The organism is Agromyces humi, from assembly GCF_009720255.1.
GTDB lineage: Bacteria > Actinomycetota > Actinomycetes > Actinomycetales > Microbacteriaceae > Agromyces > Agromyces humi.
This window is the reverse complement of sequence record NZ_WJSP02000344.1, coordinates 1-4,035: the sequence shown is the minus strand read 5'-3', so window position 1 is coordinate 4,035 and position 4,035 is coordinate 1. Positions and strand designations below refer to the sequence as shown.

At 68.1% G+C, this 4,035-nt stretch carries 3 protein-coding genes; all 3 read right to left on the bottom strand.

Annotated elements, in window-relative coordinates; genetic code table 11:
• The coding region (gene secA, locus GH736_RS18645) for a preprotein translocase subunit SecA (RefSeq protein ID WP_159606025.1) at positions 1-2,764 on the bottom strand (2,764 nt) is incomplete at its 3' end.
• A 200-nt stretch (positions 2,765-2,964) separates the two neighbouring features.
• A complete protein-coding gene (hpf, locus tag GH736_RS18640) occupies positions 2,965-3,669 on the bottom strand; it encodes a ribosome hibernation-promoting factor, HPF/YfiA family (protein WP_159606023.1) in 705 nt (234 codons plus the stop codon).
• A gap of 23 nt (positions 3,670-3,692) precedes the next feature.
• The coding region (locus GH736_RS18635) for a ComF family protein (protein WP_407922373.1) at positions 3,693-4,035 on the bottom strand (343 nt) is incomplete at its 5' end.

Genomic DNA, 4,035 nt, shown 5'->3' with positions numbered 1-4,035 from the left:
CCCAACTGGTCGTCCAACCACACCGCACGCTCAACCTCCGGGTGCGCGTCCAGGTACGCGGCGACCGCGTCCAGCTTCCACCACCCGTGCCGGGACTCACCGCGACGGAGGGTCGGCAGGTCGCCGCCTGCTGCACCTGCCCGCGCTGGTTGCGCACCTCGACGCCACCCGAGTCGCTCGGCGCGGAGTAGCTCAGCTTATCCTCCGACGCGCCCTGACGCCCGAGGCCCTTGGCCTCGATCGTCGCGCCGCCGACGCCGGCCTGGGGTGCCACCTCGACCTCGAGGTTGAAGAGGAAGCCCACCGTCTCCTCACGGATGGAGCCCATCATCTGCTGGAACATCGCGTAGCCCTCGCGCTGGTACTCCACGAGCGGGTCGCGCTGCGCCATGGCACGCAGGCCGATGCCGTCCTTGAGGTAGTCCATCTCGTAGAGGTGGTCCCGCCAGCGGCGGTCGATCACGGAGAGCACCACGCGACGCTCGAGCTCGCGCATCGCGGGGCTGCCGAGCTGCTCCTCGCGGCGCTGGTAGGCGAGCTTCGCGTCGGAGAGGATCTCGCGCCGGATGAAGTCGCGGTTGATACGCCCCTTCTCGCCGGCCTCGGCGACGACCTCGTCGATCGTGATGCCGATCGGGTAGAGGGTCTTCAGCTCGGTCCACAGCGCGTCGAAGTCCCACTCGTCGGGGTTTCCCTCGGCGGTGTGGGCGTCGAGCACCTCGTCGATCACGTTCTCGAGGAACGTCTGGGTGCGCTCGTGGAGGTCGTCGCCCTCGAGGATGTGGCGTCGGTCGCCGTAGATCGCCTCGCGCTGGCGATTCAGCACGTCGTCGTACTTGAGCACGTTCTTGCGGATCTCGGCGTTGCGCGCCTCCACCTGCGACTGCGCCGAGCGGATGGCGCGGCTGACCACCTTCGACTCGATGGCCACGTCATCGGGGACGCCACGCGACATGAGGCTCTCGGCTGCGCCCGCGTTGAAGAGCCGCATCAGGTCATCGGTCAACGACAGGTAGAAGCGGCTCTCACCCGGGTCGCCCTGACGGCCGGAGCGACCGCGGAGCTGGTTGTCGATGCGCCGCGACTCGTGGCGCTCCGTGCCGAGGACGTAGAGCCCGCCGGCGGCGAGCACCTTCTCGGCCTCGACCGCGACCTCCGCCTTGACCTTCTGGAACACCTCGTCCCACGCCGCCTCGTACTCGTCGGGCGTCTCGACGGGGCTGAGCCCGCGCTCGTGCATCTGCTGGACGGCGAGGAACTCGGCGTTGCCGCCGAGCATGACGTCAGTGCCTCGACCGGCCATGTTCGTCGCCACCGTGACCGCGCCGTGGCGGCCGGCCTGCGCGACGATCGCCGCCTCGCGGGCGTGGTTCTTGGCGTTCAGCACCTCGTGGCGAACGCCCTTCTTGGCGAGGAGGCGCGAGAGGTACTCGCTCTTCTCGACGCTCGTGGTGCCGACGAGCACGGGCTGGCCCTTGCCGTGACGCTCGACGATGTCCTCGACGACCTGCGCGAACTTCGCCTCCTCGTTCTTGTAGACGAGGTCGGGCTGATCGATGCGGACCATCGGCTTGTTCGTCGGGATGGGCACGACGCCGAGCTTGTAGGTCGACATGAACTCGGCCGCCTCGGTCTCGGCGGTGCCGGTCATGCCGGAGAGCTTCGCGTAGAGGCGGAAGTAGTTCTGCAGGGTGACGGTGGCGAGGGTCTGGTTCTCGGCCTTGACCTGCACGCCCTCCTTGGCCTCGATCGCCTGGTGGATGCCCTCGTTGTAGCGGCGGCCGACGAGGATGCGGCCGGTGTGCTCGTCGACGATGAGCACCTCGCCGTTCATGACGACGTAGTCCTTGTCGCGCTTGAAGAGGGCCTTCGCCTTGATGGAGTTGTTCAGGAACGAGATGAGCGGGGTATTCGCGGACTCGTAGAGGTTGTCGATGCCGAGGTAATCCTCGACCTTCTCGATACCGGGCTCCAGCACCCCGACCGTGCGCTTCTTCTCGTCGACCTCGTAGTCCTCGTCGGGCACGAGCCGCTTGGCGAGGTTCGCGAACTCGTTGAACCAACGGTTGGCCTCGCCCGACGCCGGGCCGGAGATGATGAGGGGCGTGCGCGCCTCGTCGATGAGGATCGAGTCGACCTCGTCGACGATGGCGAAGTAGTGGCCGCGCTGCACCATGTCGCTCGACTGCCACGCCATGTTGTCGCGCAGGTAGTCGAACCCGAACTCGTTGTTCGTGCCGTACGTGATGTCGGCGGCGTACTGCTCGCGCCGCACTGCGGGGGTCTGGCCGGCCACGATGCATCCGGTCGTCATGCCGAGCGCGCGGAACACGCGGCCCATCAGCTCGGACTGGTAGCTCGCGAGGAAGTCGTTCACCGTGATGACGTGCACGCCACGGCTCGTCAGCGCGTTCAGGTAGGCGGCCGTGGTCGCGACGAGGGTCTTGCCCTCACCGGTCTTCATCTCGGCGATGTTGCCGAGGTGCAGCGCGGCGCCGCCCATGAGCTGCACGTCGAAGTGACGGAGGCCGAGCGTGCGACGGCTCGCCTCACGGACGGCGGCGAACGCCTCGGGCAGCAGGTCGTCGAGCGACTCGCCGTTCGCATAGCGCTCGCGCAGCTCCACCGTCTCGTGCTTCAGTTCCTCGTCGCTGAGGGCCTGGAAGTCGTCTTCGAGGGAGTTGATCGCCGCAGCGTAGTTCTCCAGCCGCCTGAGGGTTCGGCCCTCGCCGACGCGGAGGACCTTTTCCAGAATCGAAGCCACGAATGTTCTCCTGTAGTCGTCGGGCGCCACGTCCCTTGGATGGCACGTTCTCGAGTGGAACGCCCGGGCACGCCCGATGCCGCCGTGCAGACGGCCATCATAGCCATGCTAGCGGCCAGCAGGCTGGGCGAAGGCGGCGAGCGGGCCGGGTGCGGGCTGATGGGCCCGCACCCGGCCCGGGTGCGTCGATCGTCGCGGTGTCAGACGGTGACGCGCTGCAGTTCGGGAGCGGGTTCGTCGACCGGTGCATCCGCTCCATCGAGGCCGATGAGACCGTAGTCCCAGCCCTTGCGGCGGTAGACCACGCTGGGTCGTCCCGTCTCGGCGTCGACGAAGAGGTAGAAGTCGTGACCGACGAGCTCCATGAAGTAGAGCGCGTCGTCGACGGTCATCGGCGTGGAGGCGAACACCTTGCGGCGGATGACCACCGGGCAGTAGACCTCGTCCTCCTCCATCGATGGCGACGCCTGGCCGTCCTCGATGACCGGGATGCTGCCCGTGCGCACCTGTTCGAGCACCTCGGGCGCTGCGGCCTGCACGCCGACCTCGGCGAAGCCGAGATCGGTCGCCTCGCGGAGCGAGGTCGGCCTGCGCTGGCCGCGATGGACCTTGCGGCGGTCCTTGGCGCGGCGGATGCGTTCGAGCAGTCGCCCGAGTGCGACGTCGAACGCGGCGTACTTGTCGGAACCGTCGGCTTCGGCCCGCACCACGGGCCCCTTGCCGACCAGGGTGAGCTCGACGCGGTCTGGTCCGGTATTGCCGTTCTTCTCATTGTGACGGCTGAGCTTGACGTCGAGGGAGATGGCTCGTTCGGCGAGATGGGTGACCTTCTCCGATTTCTCGGCCGCGTAGGCGCGGAACCGATCGGTGACCCCCAGGTTTCGTCCAACGATGTTCAGTTCCATGACGACCTCCATTCACCGGCGTGTCACCCGGATCTGAAGGGTGGATCGACCACGCCTGTCCTGCCACCGTAGTCGCCTCCGCTCCCGATGTCACGGAGAGGTTGCTGAGATTCGGAACTCGGCTGCGATCGCCGCAGCGGGGTCTGCGCGAGCACGACCACGACCTCGATCGTGCCGCCGGCGACGGTCACGGCGCGTGCCGCCTCGGCGATCGTCGCGCCGGTCGTGAGCACGTCGTCGACCAGCACGAACCGCCGTTCGTCGAGGCGCCGACGGGCCTCGAGGGCTCCGTCGGCGTTGGCCCGGCGCGCCTCGGCGCCGAGGCCGGCCTGGTCGCGACGGTCGCGCACCAGGCGGAGCACGGGC

What these genes read in the sequence shown, in the direction of transcription:
- hpf (WP_159606023.1), bottom strand. Translation starts at nt 3,669, where the DNA reads ATGGAACTGAACATCGTTGGACGAAACCTGGGGGTCACCGATCGGTTC.